16 protein-coding genes are annotated in these 19,093 nt (G+C 64.9%); 7 read left to right on the top strand and 9 right to left on the bottom strand.

Features of this window, described 5'->3' with window-relative positions:
- Window positions 1–16: 16 nt before the first annotated feature.
- Genes LXM64_RS13165 through LXM64_RS13155 form a run of 3 tightly spaced genes read right to left on the bottom strand, consistent with a single transcriptional unit; the run spans window position 17 to window position 3,315 of the window.
- Window positions 17–1,012 carry a GDP-L-fucose synthase gene (locus LXM64_RS13165; protein ID WP_326490531.1) on the bottom strand — a complete coding sequence of 332 codons (996 nt, stop codon included), beginning with the start codon at window positions 1,010–1,012 and terminating at the stop codon, window positions 17–19.
- Window positions 997–2,025 (bottom strand): GDP-mannose 4,6-dehydratase, encoded by a 1,029-nt coding sequence (gmd, locus tag LXM64_RS13160; RefSeq protein WP_234073589.1) that lies wholly within the window; start codon window positions 2,023–2,025, stop codon window positions 997–999. Before gmd ends, LXM64_RS13165 begins: the two co-directional genes overlap by 16 nt.
- 21 nt (window positions 2,026–2,046) lie before the next feature.
- Window positions 2,047–3,315: a glycosyltransferase family 4 protein gene (locus tag LXM64_RS13155; RefSeq protein ID WP_234073588.1), complete on the bottom strand. Its 1,269-nt coding sequence runs from the start codon at window positions 3,313–3,315 to the stop codon at window positions 2,047–2,049.
- 52 nt (window positions 3,316–3,367) lie between these two features.
- Here LXM64_RS13155 and LXM64_RS13150 point away from each other — a divergent pair, with 52 nt between their 5' ends.
- The 6 genes from LXM64_RS13150 to LXM64_RS13125 are packed head-to-tail and all read left to right on the top strand — an operon-like array spanning window position 3,368 to window position 10,193.
- Complete coding sequence (locus LXM64_RS13150) at window positions 3,368–3,940, top strand: acetyltransferase (RefSeq protein ID WP_234073587.1); 573 nt, start codon at window positions 3,368–3,370, stop codon at window positions 3,938–3,940.
- A gap of 11 nt (window positions 3,941–3,951) precedes the next feature.
- Window positions 3,952–5,070, top strand: a complete 1,119-nt coding sequence (locus LXM64_RS13145) for a glycosyltransferase (protein WP_234073586.1) — start codon at window positions 3,952–3,954, stop codon at window positions 5,068–5,070.
- Entirely contained in the window at window positions 5,067–6,212 is a 1,146-nt protein-coding gene (locus LXM64_RS16125) for a glycosyltransferase family 4 protein (RefSeq protein ID WP_326490530.1), read from the top strand. Before LXM64_RS13145 ends, LXM64_RS16125 begins: the two co-directional genes overlap by 4 nt.
- Window positions 6,209–7,492, top strand: coding sequence for a glycosyltransferase family 4 protein (locus LXM64_RS13135; RefSeq protein WP_234073585.1), 1,284 nt, complete (start codon window positions 6,209–6,211; stop codon window positions 7,490–7,492). The genes LXM64_RS16125 and LXM64_RS13135 overlap by 4 nt, the downstream gene beginning before the upstream one ends.
- On the top strand, window positions 7,489–8,706 hold the full coding sequence (locus LXM64_RS13130) for a lipopolysaccharide biosynthesis protein (RefSeq protein ID WP_234073584.1): 1,218 nt from the start codon (window positions 7,489–7,491) through the stop codon (window positions 8,704–8,706). Before LXM64_RS13135 ends, LXM64_RS13130 begins: the two co-directional genes overlap by 4 nt.
- Window positions 8,703–10,193, top strand: a complete 1,491-nt coding sequence (locus tag LXM64_RS13125) for an O-antigen polymerase (protein WP_234073583.1) — start codon at window positions 8,703–8,705, stop codon at window positions 10,191–10,193. The genes LXM64_RS13130 and LXM64_RS13125 overlap by 4 nt, the downstream gene beginning before the upstream one ends.
- An 822-nt stretch (window positions 10,194–11,015) precedes the next feature.
- Here the strand turns inward: LXM64_RS13125 and LXM64_RS13120 are convergent.
- From LXM64_RS13120 to LXM64_RS13095, 6 genes are all read right to left on the bottom strand, one after another.
- Entirely contained in the window at window positions 11,016–12,026 is a 1,011-nt protein-coding gene (locus LXM64_RS13120) for a glycosyltransferase family 2 protein (RefSeq protein WP_234073582.1), read from the bottom strand.
- The gene (locus tag LXM64_RS13115) at window positions 12,026–13,099 is read right to left on the bottom strand and encodes a polysaccharide pyruvyl transferase family protein (protein WP_234073581.1); all 1,074 of its coding nucleotides are present in this window, start codon (window positions 13,097–13,099) and stop codon (window positions 12,026–12,028) included. Before LXM64_RS13115 ends, LXM64_RS13120 begins: the two co-directional genes overlap by 1 nt.
- Window positions 13,100–13,112: 13 nt before the next feature.
- On the bottom strand, window positions 13,113–14,504 hold the full coding sequence (locus LXM64_RS13110; protein ID WP_234073580.1) for a Coenzyme F420 hydrogenase/dehydrogenase, beta subunit C-terminal domain: 1,392 nt from the start codon (window positions 14,502–14,504) through the stop codon (window positions 13,113–13,115).
- Between the two features lie 55 nt (window positions 14,505–14,559).
- The gene (locus LXM64_RS13105) at window positions 14,560–16,206 is read right to left on the bottom strand and encodes a sugar transferase (protein WP_234073579.1); all 1,647 of its coding nucleotides are present in this window, start codon (window positions 16,204–16,206) and stop codon (window positions 14,560–14,562) included.
- A 223-nt stretch (window positions 16,207–16,429) separates the two neighbouring features.
- Window positions 16,430–17,071 (bottom strand): helix-turn-helix domain-containing protein, encoded by a 642-nt coding sequence (locus LXM64_RS16120; RefSeq protein ID WP_326490529.1) that lies wholly within the window; start codon window positions 17,069–17,071, stop codon window positions 16,430–16,432.
- A gap of 2 nt (window positions 17,072–17,073) precedes the next feature.
- Window positions 17,074–17,727: a hypothetical protein gene (locus LXM64_RS13095; protein WP_234073578.1), complete on the bottom strand. Its 654-nt coding sequence runs from the start codon at window positions 17,725–17,727 to the stop codon at window positions 17,074–17,076.
- Between the two features lie 55 nt (window positions 17,728–17,782).
- Between LXM64_RS13095 and LXM64_RS13090 the strand changes: the two genes are divergently transcribed.
- Window positions 17,783–19,066: a glycosyltransferase gene (locus LXM64_RS13090; RefSeq protein WP_234073577.1), complete on the top strand. Its 1,284-nt coding sequence runs from the start codon at window positions 17,783–17,785 to the stop codon at window positions 19,064–19,066.
- Window positions 19,067–19,093: the final 27 nt, after the last annotated feature.

The raw sequence follows: 19,093 nt of genomic DNA, 5'->3' as shown, positions 1-19,093 counted from the left end.
TGTGTCGAAACACCGGCTACTCCCTGATGGAGTCCACGTGGTCGCGGTACCAAGCGACGGTGCGCTCCATCCCCTCTTCGAGGCCGATCTTCGAGGTCCATCCTGCTTCGGCGAGCTTGGAGACATCGAGGAGCTTCTGCGGCGTGCCGTCCGGCTTCGTGGTGTCCCACTCCGTGTCACCCGAGAACCCCGTGACCGTGGCGATGGTCTCAGCGATCTCACGGATCGTGACGTCGGAGCCGGTGCCCACGTTGACCTGGTCGGGTCCGTCGTAGTGCTCCATCAGGTGCAGGACCGCGTCCGCCATATCGTCGGCATGCAGGAATTCACGCCGCGGTGTACCGGTTCCCCAGTTGGTCACGGAGGACGCCCCCGCCTTCGCCGCCTCGTCATACCTACGGATCAGTGCGGGCAGCACGTGCGAACCCTTCGGAGAGAAGTTGTCGTTCGGTCCGTAGAGGTTGGTCGGCATCGCGCTGATCCACGGCAGCCCGTACTGACGCCGCACCGCCTGGGTCTGGAGGATGCCGGCGATCTTCGCGATCGCGTAGGCATCGTTCGTGGGCTCGAGGTGACCGGTGAGCAGCGAATCCTCTCGGATCGGCTGCTCCGCGAACTTCGGGTAGATGCACGACGATCCGAGGAACAGCACTCGCTCGACATCGTTCGCCAGCGCCGCATCCAGGACGTTCACCTGGATGCGCATGTTGTCGCTGAGGAAGTCGACGGGGAAGGTCGAGTTGGCCATGATGCCGCCGACCTTCGCCGCTGCGAGCACGACATACTTGGGCTTCGTCTTGCCCATGTACTCGAAGACCGCGTCCCGGTTCTTCAGATCGAGCTCAGCGGAGGTCTGGCCCACGATGTTCTCGAAGCCCGATGCTTCCAGCCTGCGCCAGATCGCCGAACCCACGAGCCCCCGGTGGCCTGCAACGTAGAAGGTCGCATCACGGTCGAGTTCCCCGGGCGTGTACTGCACGCCGTCGACCGCAGTCGTCACTTCGTGCCCCACGAAGCCAGCTTCACGGTGTCGATCCAGTCCGAGCCCTTGTCCAGTGCTTCCACGTCGGCGTCAACCATGAGCTTGGCCAGTTCCTTCCCGTCGATCGTGGGAACCCATCCGAGCTTGTCGGCGGCCTTCGTCGGGTCGCCGATCAGCGCGTCGACCTCGGTCGGCCGCAGGTACCGCTCGTCGAACTTCACGAACTCCTGCCAGTCCAGCCCGACATGACCGAACGCGGTCTCCAGGAAGTCCTTGATCGTGTAGCCGACGCCGGTCGCGAGCACGAAGTCCTCGGGTTCGTCGGCCTGCAGGATGCGCCACATACCCTCGACGTACTCGGCGGCGTAGCCCCAGTCGCGGATCGAGTCGAGGTTGCCGAGGTAGATGTCCTTCTGCACGCCCGCCTTGATGCGGGCGACCGCGCGAGTGATCTTGCGGGTGACGAACGTCTCACCTCGACGAGGGGACTCGTGATTGAAGAGGATGCCGTTCACGGCGAACATGTCGTACGCCTCGCGGTAGTTCTTCGTGATCCAGAAGCTGTAGAGCTTTGCGGCCGCGTACGGCGAACGCGGATAGAACGGCGTCGTCTCCGACTGCGGAGGCGGAGTCGCGCCGTAAAGCTCCGACGTCGACGCCTGGTAGAACCGCGTAGAAATACCGGACAGGCGCACCGCTTCCAACAGGCGGATGGTGCCCGTGCCGGTGGTGTCGGCGGTGTGCTCGGGCTCATCGAACGACACTCGAACGTGAGACTGCGCGGCAAGGTTGTAGACCTCGTCGGGCTGAATCTCGGCGAGAAGAGTCACAAGCCGGGACCCGTCGGAGAGATCGCCGTAGTGCAGGAAGAGGCGCGTCTCGGGATTGTGCGGATCGGTGTACAGGTGGTCGATCCGGTGGGTGTTGAAGGTCGACGCGCGGCGGATGATCCCGTGGACCTCGTAGCCCTTGGAGAGCAGGAGCTCGGCGAGGTACGAACCATCCTGACCGGTGATGCCAGTGATGAGGGCGCGCTTGGTCAAGGTAGAGCTCCGTTCAGGGGGCTATAGCGAAGTTCGGTGCGCTTCGGGCTGCTCACGTCCCCCGTTGGTGAGCAGCGTGAGTAGATTAGCGAATCGATCGATCGCGAATGTTTCGTCGAGCACCGTCTCTCGGTAACGCTTTCCATTCGCGCCGAGGTCAGCCGACGCGGTCGGATCGCTGCCGAGCTGTACCGCGCCGTCGAGCAGCGCGTCGGGCGAGCCCGCCGCGACCACGACTCCGGCGCCCGCGGTTCGCACCTCCTCGGCGGTGATTCCGCTTTCGTCCGTGGCGGCCAGGACGGGGCGGCCGGTCGAGAAGTAAGAAGTGAGCTTGCTGGGGACCGCCATCTCGGCGACGCCCGGAAGCTCGTTCACCAGGAGCACGTCGGCCGCGGCGAGAGCCTGCGTGAACTCAGCGTCCGGGAGTGGGTCGATGAACTCGATGCGGCGGATACCGTCCGCGGACGCGCGCAGTCGATCGCGTTCACCGCCGTTACCGAGGAGTACGAACCGGACGTCTTCTCCGCGTTCGTCGGCCAGGCGTGCTGCCGCCACGACGTTGTCCAGTCCCTGCTTGACGCCCATGTTGCCGGCATGGAGGACGACGGTCTCGTCACCCCAGCCGCGTGCTCGCCGCGCTTCGGTGCGGTCCACCACGGGTGTGGGCGGCAGGTGGGTCCAGTTCCGGACGACCTCGATGCGTTCGGGCCGGACCGCGAAGTCCTCCGCGACGCGGCGGGCGAACCGGTCATGGATCACGACGACCCTGTCGGCTCGGCGCAGCAACCAGCCCTCGGCACGCTGCATGATCTTGCCGACGAACCCCGAACCCTGGCCCGTCTCGGAGAGGCCGAGGCTGTAGAGGTCCTGCACCCAGACGATCGTGGGCCGGCGACGGTGGAAACTACGTGCTTTCAGCATCGCGATGCACGAAGAGAAGAGCGCGGGGGAAACGAACACCACGGCATCGGGCGAACCCCATCGGGCGGCCGACGCGCGCAGCCCGAAGGTGATCTCCGAGCCCAATCGCCGGATGCCGGTGGGCGGCTTGGGAACGTAGTGGAGCAGCCGGTGTACGTGAACTCCCGCCAGAAGTTCCTTCCGCGACCACTGTCCGTAACCTGCCGAAACCTGCCACTCCGGATAATGAGGGTGCGCTGTGATGGCTCGGACGCGGACTCCGCGCTCGGCCAGGCCGCGGGCCATGGCTCCCGTGTAGGGAGAGATGCCGGTGGGCTCGGGCGGGAAGTTGAGCCCGACTACAGTGACAGCGGGGGCAACGTTCGACATGCACCCGACCATATAGCGGCAATGGTTACCCGCTCGTTTCGAAAGGTGCACGGTGTCTGACATCCCGGTGATCGACCTCTCGAAGGCTCCCGGAGAGCGGGCGGCCTGGGATCAGCCGACCTGGAAGATCTACGCGTGGGCGATCTGCGAACTGCTCTTCGTGACGAATGCCTGGCAGATCAGTTCCGGCCTTCGGATCCGTGTGCTCCGGATGTTCGGAGCCGAGATCGGACAGGGCGTGGTGTTCCGTCCCCGCACCCGCGTGAAGTTCCCGTGGAAGCTTCACATCGGGGACCGCAGCTGGATCGGTGAGGGGGTCTGGTTTCACAACCAAGATCACGTTTACATCGGTCACGATGTCGTCGTCTCACAAGAGACCTTTCTCACCACCGGCAGCCACCGCCATCGCAAGGACATGGCGCTGATCACGCGGCCGATCCACATCGAGGACGGCGCCTGGGTGACGAGTCGCTGCGTCATCCTCGGCGGGTCCCGTATCGGGCGATCGGCGCTGGTGGGTCCCACGACAGTTGTTTCGGGACTGGTCGAGCCAAACACTGTGGTCGGAGTTGGCGATCCTAAAGTCCTTGGGCAGCGTTTCCCTTCAATGAGAGCTGGCTCGTGAGAATCGCTCACGTGGTGACTTATGTGTCGCCGGACGGCGCCTTCGGAGGGCCGGTGCGGGTAGCTCTGGCGCAGGCGGAGGCCCTCGCGGAGCTTGGTCACGAGGTCACGGTGTACGGGGCGGCTCCCGAATCGACTATCGGAATCCGCAACGAGGCCGGCTTCATGCTGAAGACATATCGCGCTCGGCGCCTTGCGCCGATCGGGGGCTTCGCCGCGCTCTTCTCGCCCTCTCTGCAGCGAGCCTTAAGCAAGGAACTCGCAGAGATGGACGTCGTTCACATCCACATGGCTCGCGATCTTGTTACGATCCCCGCGGCTTTGAAGGCTCGTGCTATGGGAGTGCCGTACGTTCTACAGACGCACGGGATGATCGACGCCTCAAGAAATCCGTTGGCCCCGCCCCTCGATGCCCTCGCGACGAAGCGCCTTCTGCGAGACGCGCGAACGGTGTTCACCTTGACCGAGCAGGAGAACTCGGACATCACGGACATAGAGCCCTCTGCCTCGACGAGAACAGTGCGGAACGGCATCCACTTTGAGAGGCAGGAACCTTACGAGAATCGCCGCAACGTCGTCCTGTTCCTTGCACGGCTTGCGCCGCGGAAGCGTCCTGTGGAGTTTGTCGAGATGGCGCGATTGCTTCGCGACGCGCTTCCCGACACGCGGTTCGTTCTGGCAGGCCCGGACGAAGGCGAGGCCCCCGCCGTCGTAGAGGCAATCGCGGCAAGCGGGATGAGTGACAGAGTCGAGTGGATCGGTCCCGTTGACCCCTCGCGGACAGACGCTCTCATCGCTTCTGCCCGCGCGTATGTCCTGCCGTCGTTCAACGAGGTCTTCCCAATGTCAGTGCTCGAAGCCTTCCGGGCAGGGACTCCGGTCGTGGCGACCTCCTCCCTAGGGATCGCTCCGGCTGCGAGACGGTACGCAGCAGCCGTTATCACTGACGGTACGCCAGCGGAACTGGCCCGTGGTGTGCGCGACATCATGACCCAACCGGCGGTCGCCGTAGAGCTGCGAGCTGGGGCGGAGAGGTACCTCCGAGCTGAACTGAGCATCGGTGCGGTGGCAGGGGACCTGGCTTCCGTTTACATGGCGAATCAGGGCCAGGCGGGTGCTATCGACGAATGAACTCGAGAGAAGAGACGTTCTTGGAGTGCGGACTTCGGCCACGTGTGCTTTGGGTTACGAACATGGCTGCGCCCTACCGTCGACCTGTCTGGGCGGCGCTCGCTGACGGTGTCGATCTTCACGTACGGGTCTTGCACAGCGATTCCCAGTTCGAGAAGGCGCAGCAACGTGGCAATCGAGGCCGTGACTGGAGGGTGGACTCCGCTGGTCTCGGTAATGCTGAGCTGGCAGCAGCCCGCACCCGCATGCTCCGGGTAAGGGGGCGGCGATGGTTCTTCTTGGCGGAACGCGCTTCAGGCGCTGTAGAGGAGTCCCTTGACGCGGTGGTCCTGGGCGGATGGGAGCAACCCGCCTACTGGCAACTCTTGCGGGCGGCAACACGTCGAGGGGTGCGCACGATTGGATTCTATGAGTCCACCCTCGCGACGTCCCGACATAGGTCAGGGTTGGTGGCGAGAGCGCGCGCCAACTTTTTCAGACGCTTGGATGCCGTTGTCGTCCCGGGAGTAGCGGCAGGAGAAGCGGTGCGGGCGATGGGCGTAGATGAGCGCCGCATCTTCGTGGGCTTTAACGCCATAGATACGTCCGCTTTCGTGCGTGACAGCGGGTCGTCACGAGCCGCCGACGACGGACATGCGTTCCTTTATGTCGGTCAGCTAATCGCACGAAAGAACGTTCTCGCTCTCGTCGACGCCTTTGCTGCGGCGCGGAGGGAACACGACCGGCTCACTCTCGTAGGCAAGGGAGAGCTCAGCGCTGCGATTGAGGCAGCCATCGATCGCCATGGACTCCGCGATCACATCATCATGCGAGGGGCGCAGGCGTACGAGGAACTTCCAGCCATCATGCATAGGCACGACACGCTCGTGCTTCCATCCACCGAAGAGGTCTGGGGACTTGTTGTCAACGAGGCTCTGACTGCAGGGATGCATGTGGTCGTTTCGGAAGTGTCGGGCGTGGCCCCGTCCGTTTCGGCCATGGACGGAGTCTTCGTGACTGGTACCGCGCCAGGAGAGATAGCGCTCGCCATGCGTCAGTCGCGCGAGCAGTGGGCGGGACATATTGCGAATCCGCAAATACTCGCTCACACGCCAGAACAACTCGCCGGTGTATTCGACAGTGCGATTCGGGGCGTGCAGTGACCGCCAAGTACATTGTTCTGAACCCGGGCTCGCATCCTGCGCCTCGGTGGATCGCGAGCGCCTTCGCGCAGCGAGGCGAGTTGGATAGCTACTGGACCGGGCTCCAGTTCGCCGCTGACGACCCGATGCTTCGCGCGGTCGGCAAGTTTCGTCCGGAGGTCTCGAACCGTGCGCTGCCGAGGGCGCTTTCTCGCGGATATGTCCGAAGGCCAGCCGCCGCTCTGGACGCCCTCTCGACTGGACTCATGGCAATGGGCTTCTCGGAGCTCCGCAACAAGTTGCTCAAGCCTAGGAATCAACTCACCGGACGCGCGCTAGAGCGCTACATCCGCGGGCTGATGCGCAGTGGTGGCCCGCTGCCGACACTGGTGTTGCCGACTGAAACTGCATCGGGCGTAGAGAGTTTTTGTAGGCGACAGTCGGTGCCCTATGTGCTCTACACGCCGCTGCCGGATGCAGCATACTGCCGAGAGATTCTCGAAGAAGAGGCCGCCGTCAACGAGCGCTGGTCGCGATATCTGGGCGTCATTCCCGAGGCGCCGTCTTTCGAAGCTGATCTTGACGTAAGCGGTGCCGAGGCAGTGGTGGCCAACAGCTCTTTCACTGCTCTCTCCTATTCGAGATGGGATGAGCTCGATGTTCGTGCTGTGCCGCTCGCCGTCGACTTGGAGAAGCTGACGAGGTTGGGTATTCGGGGTGCTGCTTTGCGACAGCGCCCAAGGCTCCCCGAGGAGCCTCTGAAGTTGATTTATGCAGGGCAGATCAACCAGCGGAAGGGGTTGTCTTATCTCGCAGAGGCCGTGGAGCGGGTGAGCGCACTCATTCCCACTGAACTCATACTGGTGGGAAGCGACAGCTTGAGAATGGTCGACATGCTCCGCAGGCGATATCCGTCGGCGGACATCAAGCATGTCGAGCGCGTAGCGCAGGAAGAGCTCTGGCAGCTGATGGGAACGGCGCATGTCTTCGCTTTTCCCACGATCTTGGATGGGTTTGGCAACGCGCTCGCGGAGGCAGCGGCGATCGGACTGCCCTCAATCGTCACCGAACGTTGTGGGGCGACGGATCTCGGTCTTCTTCAGTCGGGGGGCGCCCGCCTGGTGCCACCCGGCGACGCTTCTGCAATTGCTGATGTGCTTCTCGAGTGGGGTAAGGATGAATCCGCTCGTGCCCGCAGCGCGACGCTAGCCTCCGCTACTATGCGGGACGGCTGGAGTTGGACCGACTACGGTGCTGCGGTCGCGGACTATCTCGACGCGAGAGCAACGTCCGGCGCATGAAGTGGTTCATCAGACGGCTCGGATCGGCTACCGGGAAGCGATTCGCGACGCTCACGGTGGGCAAAATGATAGCGGCGGCGCTCCAGGCCGTCTTCTTCGCGCTGCTCGCGCAGGTGCTTGGGCTCGAGGGTTTCGGTGTGTTCTCTGTCGGCTACGCGCTGACGCTCGTATGTATGTCGGCATTCGAGTTTGGCTTTGGGTCGATTAGCTTGAGGATAAGTAAGGAAGCGGAGCCGGAGAGGATCGTCTCGACGATGCTGTCGGTCAGGGCGGTGACCAATGTCCTGATCATTTCGTCGGTTGTGCTCCTTTGGGGGCTCGTCTTCGACGCGGGGATGGCGATAGCTCTTGCTGTTGCGGTGTTTGCAGTTGGCGAGACTTGGGCGAATCTCATTCAGAACCTGCTAGTCGGCCTCTACCGCGAACGGCTCGCTGTGGCTATTCTGCTCACGCGACGCGTTCTCACCCTGGCATTGGCTGCGGCGGGGTGGTTTGCGGCCCTCAACGGGGCCCCTATGAGCTATTGGGTAGTTGGGCTCGCGGGAGCAGTCAACTTCATGGGGGGTGGATTTGCCATCCTCCGGCACCTAGCGAAGCCGGTGAACCCGATCAGGTTCATCTCCAGCCGCTGGCGTTACGCGGCAACAAGCATCGCGGACAACATCAAGCAGCTTGATGTCGTCCTTGTCGGCGCGATCGGCGGGACCGCCTTGGCTGGCCTGTATTCCGCTGCCACCAAGCTGGTGTCTCCGTTCGTGCTCTTGACGAGTTCGCTCATTCAGAGTCTCGTGCCGGAACTAGCAGACCGTCAGAACAAGGGAGTAGCCAGCAAGCCGCTCGTCCAGAAGGCCGTGCGCCTGACGACCTACTACGCCGCAGCGTTGCTCGTACTGTCTGTTGTCTCCCCCTGGGCGCTTCCGTTCCTGTATGGCACGGAGTTCGCTTCGGGTTGGCCCGTGGCGGTGGGTGCTTTCTTCGTTGTCGGTGTGTCTGCGATCAATCAGTGTCTGTTTGCTTGGGAGTACGCGAACGGTGTCCGTACGAGCTTCCCAATCGCGATGGCAGCGCTTAACTTGTTGTATCTCGGGCTGATCGCGCTCGGCGCAGCAGGCGGGATCGCCTGGCTCACGGCTGCAATCATCGCATCCGCGATCATTGCGCACATCTACTATCGAATCGGGTTCGCGCGCTCGGGCGAGGAGGTCGCGACGTGAATCGCAGCGGAGGCTCAGTCTGGGCGTGGGCGGCAATCGCGTTGACGGTGGTCATCGCTCTGTGTGTCTCAGCGGTTGCGTCGTCGTCGCAAGCTGCTGGCGGCGTCGCGGTGGGGATCGTCGCGGTTTTGCTGTCGATAACAATCATCGCGTCCATGACGGGACGCTTCCGTTGGCTTTCTTTGATCGGGTTTCTTGTCATCAGCCACGCGGTTCTCTTCATAGGCCGACCTGCCTACGCGATTGCCTTCGAGGGCGCGCGAAGTATCTTCACGTCTGCGCCATACGACGAGGCCTTCGTCATGGCTGAGGTGGTAAGCGGCATTGGGCTGCTTGCCATCAGCTTCGGATACGCGATTGGGGTAGGACGAGAGCGCAGTGCCTCTGACATGCCCGCGCTCGAGCCTTGGCCAGAGCAGCGATGGATCGCGGCAAGGCGGTGGTCGCTGGTCGTGTTCGTCGGCGGGCTTGGTCTCTACAGCGTTTACGTGGCGCAGACGGGTGTGGGTGCTTACCTGAACTCCATCGTCGCGGGGCGGAACGATGAATTGAGGGAAGCCGTCTCATCGACGGCGGGCTACTTCTACTCTGGCCTCACCTTCGCGCTAGGAGCCGCGCTCGTTGGTCTGCTCTACGCGATCACGTTCGGGCGCAGGCGAGCGGCCCTCGGGTTCGGAGGACTTGTCGTGCTGGTGCTTGTGCCGAGCTTGCTCTCGGGAAGCCGGTCCGCGTTTCTGCCTGTCGTCGTGGCGCTGATTCTCCTGCTTGTGAGGACCCGGTCGAAGCTTGTGTCGCCGTTGCGTATGGTGCTCATCGTCCCGCTCGTCCTCATTCTCGGCGTGATCGCTCCCCGCATCTGGAGAGACTCCTTGTCAGCTGGCGGCAGCATTAGCGCGGCTATTGGTGACGCTTTGTCCCCCTCGCAGTTCTTCGGAGGGTTCCTGGGTGGCCTGGACACGGCGATGGTGGACGCTCTCGCTGTCCAAGTAAGTGCACAAGAATCGGGTAGCCTGGGGCTCTTGCTCGGTCGTTCTTACCTCGGTTTCATTGTTGCGCCGCTCCCGCGTGCGTTCTGGGAGGACAAACCTCTCCCGACCGATACCTATCTCAACCAGGTTCTCTTCCCCGTGACTGCTGAGAAGGGGATCGGGTTTGCCTTCTCGACCTACAGTGAGCCTTACGTCAATTTCGGCCTCATCGGTGTGGCCGTAGTCATGCTCGTATTCGGATTGCTTCTCGGTATGCTTGCACGCCGCGCGCAGACTGCGTCGTTCGCTGCCTTCTTCGTGTACGCAGTGGCGGCGGGCTACACTTTCGCGCTCATGCGGGGAACGTTCACGTACAACGCTCAGCGCCTTCTGCTCCCGCTTGCGCCTGCGCTGCTGGTTCTCGTGCTGAGCAAACGCGCTGCACGGCACCGAGGCGCGACAGGATCTCAAAAGCGATCTGTTGCGCGAACGGAACACTTAGTCGATGCTCGTAGATAAGGCGAACAGTGCCGCTTTGAGTCGGAGCGCAACGCTAGAGAACCTCACTGAAATGGTGATCGCGGCCGTCGGAACGCAAGCCAACGTCGGCCGCTCCTCCAAACGAGAGCGATGACTCTCCGACTCGTAAGCGCCGAGTCGCGCCGATCTCCTGTCGGTGGACAGCGCGCGGAAGGGTTCGCCGGCGCCTTAGCAGTGCGTGAATCGATGGAATCACGACGTTTCGGCAGGTGAACAAGGCGGACAATTGCGCAGTTACTGATCCGCCGGACTCATACCGAGCCTATTTTCGCTACGGTCACCCGATTCTCGCCCCGTAGGGCGGCGATATTACTGCGTTGGGGACCACGATGTCGGCGGATTCCTGAGCAGCGACGCTCAACATCAGGGCAACGGAGTCGTGTATTGACAACTTCGTATTGCTCACCGACGCCGACGCCGACTCTCAATCGCTTGGGTTCGCGTGGCTGTCACGCCCATCCCGTCGGCAGTGAACTCGCGGCTGGATCCGTTCGGTTCGAGTAGTTGTGATGTCGGGGTACTACGCGGCTGCCGTGGCTGCCGGTGCGGCTTGCTATCACCTCGTGGAGGAACCGGCTCGTAAGGGCATCCGTGCGCTGCTCGCACGTCGGCAGCGGGCGGCTCTCTTGCCCGTTCGCGAGGATCTCCCACGCTGAAGAATCAGTTCGCGCGCCGTGCCGCGGGCGCGCGCCAAAGGGCATCGTCATGACCCCAGGTGCCATCTAGAGCCCCCGAGCGCCTGCCCGAGCAATTGTTAGCGGCTGGTGCTGCACGGCAGCGCGGTCGGTTGCGATGGCGACACTAGTGCGAAGGTAGGTCGGTCACGATCGAGGAGGCTCGCGAGGCCCGTCGATAGACGTATGCGTATGCCGAGGGGGCGAACCTCAGCAAAGTTAGGCGTCCTGCCAAGCTGAGCTTTCGAGCCTGAACGAAGGCCGCGATCACCGGAATCGTGATGAGCTTTCGGCTTCGCCGCATCGCCTCGGCAACTGTCCCGGAATCCATCCACTCGCGTCGACGCAGACACTCGTTCGCGACGGGAATCGCAACGTTCTGCCCGGCGAAAAGCGCGAGCGCTCGCGCGGACGGTTGGCCCAGGCGTTCGCTCACGTCCTGGGCAATGGCAAGGCAGTCATGCAGATCTTGCCAGCGATAGCTCGATGTGTTGAGGATTGACCCCGGGCGAATGACATACCGGTAGAGCGATTCGGGCAACGCGACTGTTCGAGTGACGCGCGGAATGACTCCAAGCACCCCGCCCAGGTCGGAGTGCGCGCGGGTGGTGGGAAACGGGTCCCTGCCCAGGAGCTCCCGCGAGAAGAGCTTGTTCCATAAGTGCCCTTGTACGCGTCCTTCGAGAACGCGTCGAAACGTCTCTCTGGCGTCGTAGCTCTCCTCCTCAGGAGCATCCTCGATGAGAGCGAGGTCCCCGTTGGCTAGCACCTTCGTCGCGTTCGCCACTACGAGGTCCGCGCCCGAATGGGTAGCGGCCGCGAAGAGCGCATCGACGACGAACGGGCTCCAGGCGTCATCGGCATCGGTGAACCAGACGTAGTCTCCGCGCGCCACCGCGACGGCTTGGTTTCGCGCGCGGGCGACGCCCCGTTCCTCAGCGTGGAGTATCCGCACCGCCGACATCCGCCCTGGCCACGCCGAGATGATCTCCAGCGATGTGTCGGTGCTGTGGTCGTCGATTGCAATGATCTCGACCGACAGGGAAGACGCTTCCAAGAGCGCGGTCAGCTGCCGCTCGGTCTCATCCAGAAACGCCGCGCCGTTATGCACTGGCACGATCACGCTCACATCAACCATCACGCGCTCCGCGCGCTGACGAGCTCGCGGAACCGGCGTACCTCCTGGCTTAGATCATTCCGTGCGGCGGCGAGCTTCGTCGCCAGCTCGTCTGCTCGGCCAGCCTGCACCCGCAGAAACGCCGCGATGTATTCCGCCGAGGCCGACGAGGTGTCGAGCGAGACGTCATTGAAGCCGATGGTGGCAAAGTGGGTACGAACCTTCGCCTTGGGTGTCGGTGCGAGCTCGGTCGGCACGGCTCCTGCCTGTGCCGAAAGGATGAGCACGTGCAGCCGGTCGCTGACGACGATCGCGCACCTTTTGTACAGCTCACGTACTCGCTGCTCCTGCTGCAGGTCGCTCCGGTCGCCCCACGCCTCGTAGTCGGCAAGGTCGGCACCGAACCGCGTCGCAATCTCCGCCGAACGTTGCTCGTCCTCGTCCACCTGGCTGACGGCCACGATGCGTAGTCCCGCTTCGCGCGCGAAGGCCGCGATTCCGTCGAACCACGGGTCGGACGGGAGCGCCCGCTTTCCTCGCATGCTCACGAGCAGAACGTCGCGAGACACCTCGGGGTCACTGGAGTTCGGCTCGGCGAATGCGGTGTCGGGGGAGAGGACGCCGACGCGCATGCGCGACATCGAGTCTCCATCACGCCACAGCGTGATCTGCGAGAACCGCGACGATAGGCGGTAGATCGCACCGACCAATGGGCTGTAGTCACCGACCGCGCGCGGCGGGCGAAAAACGATGCCGCCCCGCAGGCGCACCGCGATCACGATCGCAAGGAACATGAGCTCTGACTTCAGGTGTTCCGTTCCCAGCGGCACCTCGCCCGGATCGAAAACGAGCACTCTCCGACCGCGCCCGAAGACGAGCTGCTTGAGCCACTCGCGTCGACGGCTCGCGCGATACACGGTCTCATCAGCCCTCATCTGCAGCTGTTCGACCCAGCCGTCGGTTGTGCGGCCGACATACGCGTGCACGGTGCCGAGTCCGCGAGACCACTCGAGGACGCGTCGGCGGATGACAGCGTCACCCAGGTTGCCGCTGACTCCCGTCAGGATGACGAAGACGTGGGGAGGGGTTGTCATGAATGCTCTCTTCTCAACGCGTGCGTCGCACGCGGCCGACGGCTTTCCAGAGCTCGCGCTGGATCTTGTTTCGGAGACGGATGCGGAACGGCATCTTCGTCTGGTTCTGGTAGTCGCTGATCAAGGGCTGGATGGCGTTGAGGTAGACCTTGAGGTCGCGGGCGGCCTTTGCCTCGGCAAATGCGTCGTGGCTGACCTCCGAGATGCGCCGACGGTTGCGGATGAGTTCGATGCGCTCGGGGGTGACGTGGTCATACCCGGGCGCGACTCGCTTCTCCGGGTGCCAGCGGCCGGCCTTGTCGTCATCGGCCAGGCGAACGGCGAGGCCCTCGCGACGGTGTCGGAAGTTGCCGCCCTGCGTGCGCGCCACGGCATCCACGTCGAGTTCGTCGCACACGAATTCCCCAGAGGCGGCGCCCTCGGTGAAGAGCGCGTCGATACGTTCGTTCCGCGTGATCACGACGTTCGTGCCGCGCCAGTCGACCTCGTACTTCGACAGCCACGCATCACCGACGACGACATCAGCGGTCTCGGCGAAGACATCGTCGCAGTAGTTGCAGGCGTTGAGCTGAAACACCGCGTGACCCCAACTGCCCCCGACCAGCGAGAGTGTTTGCTTGGTGACCCATTCACCCGTCCGGCGGCTCTTCGCTCCGAACGAGTACTGCCGAGACGTGAGCCCAGGATCCTTGATGCGGAAGTCGACCGTCTCGAGGTCGTCGGGCTCCACTCCCAGTTGCCAGGCGAACGACTCGGCGTATGCACTGGACTTGAGATGACCGCACACGATGCCGATGAAGTACTTCAGCTGATCGCCAATCACCTGGTCTTCGGCGGCCACAAGACGAGCGCTGCGGATCGCGCAGGGCACCCCGACTATGGCGTAGCGGTTTCCGTTGCCCCGCACGGAGTTCAGCGCCTCGGCGAAGGTCGCGGGGTGGTACTTCGACTTGCGCCCGGCGAGGATCTCCTCGTCGGTGTGGGAAACGACGTACCCGAAGATAGGCGATTCGGTCCCAGCGACGTGAATGACCCCGTCGACGTCTCCCTCTTTCAGTAGCCGGCGGATGATCCAGGTCGTGAGACCGCCTGAGCTGCTGTCGGGGAGGACGGAGTCATCGGTCAGGCGCCCCGCGAACATCGACCGGTACGTGCCGGTGCGCTTGTCCGACTCGAGATCAGGGAAGATTGCTTCGGCGATCTCATCCTCATTCTTCGAGATGCCCGAGAACGGGCACGCTCGGGCTCCCACCGCGAGGTCATCGGCGGAGGCGCCAGTGAGATCGGCCTCGTAGTAGCCCCGAGGTCGTAGCGTGACCGGGATGCGCCCGTTGGTGGCGACCCCGCATCCGCCGCATCCGACACACATGCCGTTCTCGACGACGCGTTCCAGGGGAGAAGTCATTCAGTGATCGACTTTCGTCAGGGGGTGGGGGGCTCAGCGCGTTGAGGCGGACGGATCAGTGCGCCGTCTCGCCGGGGGCGAGCGCGGCTTTGGCGGTCTTGGTGAGGATGACGAAGTCGCCGAGCAGCGACCAGTTCTCGACGTAGGAGAGGTCGAGACGCACGGTCTCCTCCCACGAGAGGCTGGAGCGGCCGCTCACCTGCCAGAGGCCGGTGATACCCGGCTTCACGAGGAAGCGACGGTGCACGTGCGTGGCGTACTGCTCGACCTCGTTCGGCAGCGGCGGGCGGGGGCCGACGAGCGACATCGAACCGCCGATCACGTTGAACAGCTGCGGCAGCTCATCGAGGCTGAACTTGCGCATGATGCGCCCGATGGGCGTCACGCGCGGGTCGTTCTTCATCTTGAACAGCACTTCGTTGCCCGAATCGATGCCCTCTTCACGCCGCTGGCGCTGCAGGTTTTCGAGCAGCTCCTCGGCGTTGATGACCATCGAACGGAACTTGAGCATCGTGAACTCGCGACCACCGCGTCCGATGCGCGTCTGACGGAAGAGCACGGGGCCCTCCGACGACAGTCGGATGCTCATGGCGAGGAAGGCGAGAACAGGACTGAGCAGGATCACGCCGATCGTGCTCGCGAGGATGTCGACCGTGCGCTTCAGGAACAGCTGCCCCTTGCTGAAGCGCGGCGTCTCGACGTGGATCAGGGGGAGTCCGGCGACGGGGCGGGTGTGCAGGCGAGGGCCTGCGATATCGACGATGCTCGGCGCGAGCACCAGGTGCTGGCGGCCGGCTTGCAGCCCCCAGGAGATCTCTTTGACTTTGGTCGGGGGCAGCTCGTCGGTGCTGGTGACCGCGACCGTGTCGGCGCCCGCGCGCTCCATCGCCCGGTCGACCGCATTCACGCTGCCCATCATCGGGATGTCGGTTCCCGGCACGAGTGCGCCGACCTTGCCGGTGGGCGTGCACGCGCCGACCACCTTGTAGCCGGCGCTCGGCGTGCGGGCGAGCTCGCGCGCGATGTTCGTCACCGACTCGACCGAGCCGACGAGCAGCACTCGGGCCGCGTACTCGCCCACGGAGCGCTGCGCGATCAGCCACTGCCGCCAGAGCCACCGCACCGTGAGGAGAACGAGGATGCCGAGCGGCAGGCTGATGAGCAAGAACCCGCGCGCCAGGTCGATCTGGAAGAGGAACGCGACGATCGCCACCGCGCCGAACAGGCGCAGACTCGAATCCGCGACGCGCACGTACTCCGACGAGCCGGTGCCGAACACTCTGGGGCTGCGGGAGTCGCTCCACGACAGGGCACCCATCCATGCGATCACGAGGATGGCGGAGAAGACCCAATAAGACAGATCGCTCCAGCGGTGGTCCAGAGCGATGGTGACCTGAGCATTGCCGAGGCCGAACCATGCGATCTGGGTTCCAAAGACCACCCACACGACCGCGAGCAGGTCGCTGATCCACAGGCGCCGCTGATAACCGCGGCGCCAGTTCTTCGGCGCTCGGGCGGAGGTCTGAATCGGGCCGGTCGTGAGGGCTTGACGGGCCGCATCCGAGATGACGGGCTGCGGAGACGTTGCCGGAGTCTTGGGGAGCAGGAAATGGTCGGGAAGAGACGGTGACGCGTTCTTCGCTATCCGCGACTCCGTCGTCGCGTCGACCTCGAAATCGGTCGACACATCCTCCCCCTTCATCAGTCGTGCCTTGCTGACGGGCCGCACGTTAGCAGGTGAATGTGACGGTGATGTGTCGGGTGATTCATCTGGATTCATGTGGCGCGTCTCTGCGTGCGATGTTACGTTGACCAGTTCGTTGGACACAGTCCACCGAATGGGGGACAAACACATACTGTCCTGATCTGGCGCGGAATGGCGACGTGTTGCAATCTCGCCGCGGGTGAGTATTTCTGCGTGCTGCTCACGCCTCGACGGGCGGGAGGGCTTCGGCGAGGTGGGTGAGCTGAGTGGTGACCCACGCCGCGTACTGCTCGTCGGACCATCCGCGCGCGTGCGTGAAGTGGAGGTAGGTCGCCGGCCCCGTCAGGTGCCCCAGGACATCCGCCGCCACGTCGACCGACGCCTCCGGGATGCGGCCTCGAGAGGCGAACCACCCCGCGCTCAGTCGCATGTCGCGCTGGCGTCGCTCCTCGAGCTCGAGGTAGGCCGCGCGAGCTGCCGCATCCGCATCCGCCGCCGCCATCATCGCCTGCACGATCGCCGCCGATCGCCGATTCGCCTCGGTGAGGAATGCGACATAGCGCTCGAGCGCGGTCTCGAACTCCGGTTCGGCCATGATCTCGGCGATGAGGGGACGCTCGGTGAGCGAGTGCGTCCCCTCGTCGCCGGCGAACGACGTCTCGAACGCGGCGATGAGCAGCGCGTGCTTGGGTCCGTGCAACTGCACCGTCTGCGCCGAGACGCCCGCCTCCGCGGCGATCGCCTTCATCGACGTCGCCGCGTAACCGTCACGGATGAACAGCCTCGCCGCCGCCGCCACGATGCCGGCCCGCGTCGCCGCCGCCTCGGCCTCGCGGCGGGGGGAGTGGTACGCGCGGGGCATCCTCAGACCGTACCGCCGCTCGCGGCCGGACGCGCAGCGAGGAACACCGCGCCGACGACGATCTGCGCCACGCACGACGACAGAAGCGCGATCGTGACGGTCGCCGCGTCGTCGCTCGCCGACGCGATGCCGCCCGCGACCGCGACGACCGCGGCCAGTGCCAGCAGCGCCCATCGCGCCGCACCCGTCGCGATCCCGGCGCGCACGGCCCCCACAGCGCCGACGATCAGGAGCACGAGCTGCACGATCCCGAGGGTGAGCGGCAGCCATCCCAGTGTCGCATCCGCGCGGCCCTGCATGCCGTAGGTCATCACGTAGTAGACGAGCTGGTTCGCGAAGAACACGGCCCCGAAGCCGAGTAGCGCGAAGGTGCCCCGCACCCGGCTCCCCGTGATCCCGTTCGCCGCCATCGTGCCCAGCGCGAGGGGCAGCATCGCCACGGCGAGGATCGCCGCGCTCGCCAGGAACAGCACGGCGAGCAGCGGCAGGTTCGGGCCGGTCGGATCGGTGCGGAGCCCGACCTCGACCACGGTCGCCGCAGCCAGGGTCGCGCCGCCCACGGCGATCAGACCGCCGCCCCATCGTGCCCACGCCCTCGCATCCGTCTCGGCGAAGGCGGGATGCTTCGTGGTCGCCCGCGTGGTTACTGTGCTCATGATCGGTCCTCCCCGGATCTGTTGGTGTGCCTCAATATCCATTAGTGTGGCGAACATGTCAATTACGAATCGGTCCGCGCTGCTCTGCGCGATGCCCGCCGTGGGCCACGTCGACCCGATGCTCGTCGTCGGGCGGGAGCTGCGGCGCCGCGGGTGGCGGGTACGGATGCTGACGGGCTCGCGCCACGCGGATCGCGTGCGGGCTGCGGGCGTCGAGTTCGTCGCCCTCCCGGCGGAGGCGGACACGCTCGACTCCGTGGGTGCCGCCGGACGCAACCGCGGCATCGCGACGATCAACGCCGGCGTGGAGGAGGCCTTCGTGCGCCCGGCGCTGCCCGCCGCGCAGAAGCTCGACGCCCTCCTCGAGGAAGAGCCCGTCGACGTCGTCTTCCACGACATGACGTTCCTCGGCGTGCAGGGGCTGCTCGCGCGCCCCGCATCCGAACGCCCCCTCGTCGTCATGTGCGGCGTCGGCCCCGCCGGCTTCTCCAGCCGGGATTGCCCGCCCTACGGACTCGGTATCGTCCCGGCGCGCCGGCGAGCCGTCGGACGGATGCGGGATGCGGTGCTCAACCGCTCCGCCCGCTGGGTGCTGTCGGGCGCCCACCGGGCGCTCGACGACCTGCTCGCCCGACTCGACGCCCCGGGACTCGACGGCGCCTTCTTCATGGACGTGCTCGCGCGCAGCGACCTGCTCGCGCAGTTCACCGTCGCCGAGTTCGAGTACCCGCGCAGCGACGCCCCCGCGCACCTCCGCTTCTACGGGCCGATGGCGGCGCCCGCCGCATCCAGCGGATCCGCGGGGGAGCTCATCGACCGCCTCGACCCGGACGTGCCCGTCGTGCACGTGACACAGGGGACCGTCGCGAACACGGACTTCTCCGAGCTCATCGGCCCGTCACTGCAGGCTCTCGCCGACCGCCCGGTGCAGGTGGTGCTCACCGCCGGCGGGCGGGCCGCATCCGATCTGCCGCCGCTGCCGCGCAACGCGTTCGCCGCGGACTACCTGCCCTACGACCGCCTGCTGCCTCGCACGAACGTCTTCGTCACGAACGGCGGGTACGGGGGCCTGCACCAGGCCATGCGTCACGGGGTGCCGATCGTCGTGGCCGGCGACAGCGAGGACAAGGTCGAGACCTCGGCGCGTGTGCAGTTCTCCGGCGCCGGCGTCAGCCTCGGCACCGGCCGGCCGTCGCCGTCGCAGATCGGCCGTGCCGTCGACCGTGTGCTGGCGGATCCGCGGTACGCCGCCGCATCCCGTCGGATCGGCGAGCGGATCGCGATGGCGGGCGGTGCGCCGGCGCTCGTGGACGACGTGGAGGCCATGCTCTGGGGCTGAGCCCGGCGTTTCGGCTCGCTGCGCTCG

The organism is Microbacterium binotii (genome assembly GCF_021398715.1).
Classification (GTDB): domain Bacteria; phylum Actinomycetota; class Actinomycetes; order Actinomycetales; family Microbacteriaceae; genus Microbacterium; species Microbacterium binotii_A.
This window is presented reverse-complemented; position numbering and strand designations above follow the sequence as displayed.